The following is a 1201-nucleotide window of genomic DNA, read 5'->3' on the forward strand; positions in this document are numbered from 1 at the left end:
TCATGCTGATGGACGAGGCGTTTCGGCGCTCGATCCGCTGATCCGCACCGACATGCAGGACCTGCTGCTGGAGCTGCAGGAAGAGCTGCACAAGACCATCATCTTCATCACCCACGATCTGGACGAGGCGCTGAAGCTGGCCGATCACCTGGTGATCCTGAAGGATGGCGCGGTGATCCAGCAGGGCGAGCCGCAGCAGATCCTGCTGAACCCCTCCGATCCCTACATCGAAGAGTTCGTGGCCGACATCAACCGCGCCCGCGTGCTGCGGGTCCGTTCGATCATGTCGAGCGAGCCCCCCGAGGGTGCCGTGGCCGGTGACGTGGCCCCGGGCGACAACCTGGAAAGCGTGATCGCCAAGGCCGGCGGCGAGGCCGACCGCGTCTTCCGCGTGACCCGCGGCGACGAGGTGCTGGGCCATGTCAGCATGGTGCAGGTGCTGCGCGCCCTCGTGCCGCGCCAGGCCGCGGCCTGAGCGCAGCCGCCAGCCATGCAAAAGGCCCCGGAGCACAGCGCTCCGGGGCCTTTTCACGTTGCGCGCGACGGCCTCTCAGGCCGGACGCATCTGGCCGTCGACCATGACACCCGTCACCTGCAGCTCGGCGTCCATCAGCGTCAGCCCGGCCCGCTTGCCGGGGCTGACGGAGCCCAGGCTGTCGCCCAGCCCCATGACCTCGGCCGGGGTCAGGCTGGCCATGCGGATCGCCGTCCCCAGCCCGCAGCCGGTCAGCGCATCCATCTGGCGCACCGCCTCGATCATCGACAGGTCCGCCCCGGCCAGCACGCCATTGGCATCGCTCAGCCGTCCGTCGCGGCGGTAGATGCGTTTGCCCAGCAGGTCGAACTCGGTCACCTCGGTGCCGAGCGGGCTCATCGCATCGGTGACCAGGAACAGCCGCCCCGTGCCAAGCCGCGCCAGCGCCAGCCGCAGGTTGGCCGGGTGCACATGCTGGCCATCGGCGATGATCCCGGCGGACAGGCGGGCGGAATCGAGCACCGCCCCCACCACGCCCGGCGCCCGACCGGCCACCTGGCTCATCGCGTTGAACAGGTGGGTGGCCCCGCTGAGACCCTCGTCCTCGGCGGCGGCGATATCCTCGAAGCGGCCTTCGCTGTGGCCGGCAAAGACCGTCACCCCGGCACGGGCCAGGGCGGCGACCTGGCCGGGCGCGGCCTCCTCCGGGGCCAGGGTCAGCATCAG

Annotated in this window: 1 protein-coding gene and 1 pseudogene; one reads left to right on the top strand and one right to left on the bottom strand. The window is 70.4% G+C overall.

Going from position 1 to position 1201, the window contains the following annotated elements; genetic code table 11:
• Positions 1-475 (top strand): annotated as a pseudogene (locus OS124_RS25050) (glycine betaine/L-proline ABC transporter ATP-binding protein); the annotation flags it as partial.
• A 75-nt stretch (positions 476-550) separates the two neighbouring features.
• On the opposite strand, the gene OS124_RS25055 reads toward OS124_RS25050, so the two are convergent.
• The coding region (locus OS124_RS25055; RefSeq protein ID WP_040607456.1) for an N-acetylglucosamine-6-phosphate deacetylase at positions 551-1201 on the bottom strand (651 nt) is incomplete at its 5' end.

This window comes from Oceanicola sp. S124 (genome assembly GCF_000220565.1).
GTDB lineage: Bacteria > Pseudomonadota > Alphaproteobacteria > Rhodobacterales > Rhodobacteraceae > Pseudooceanicola.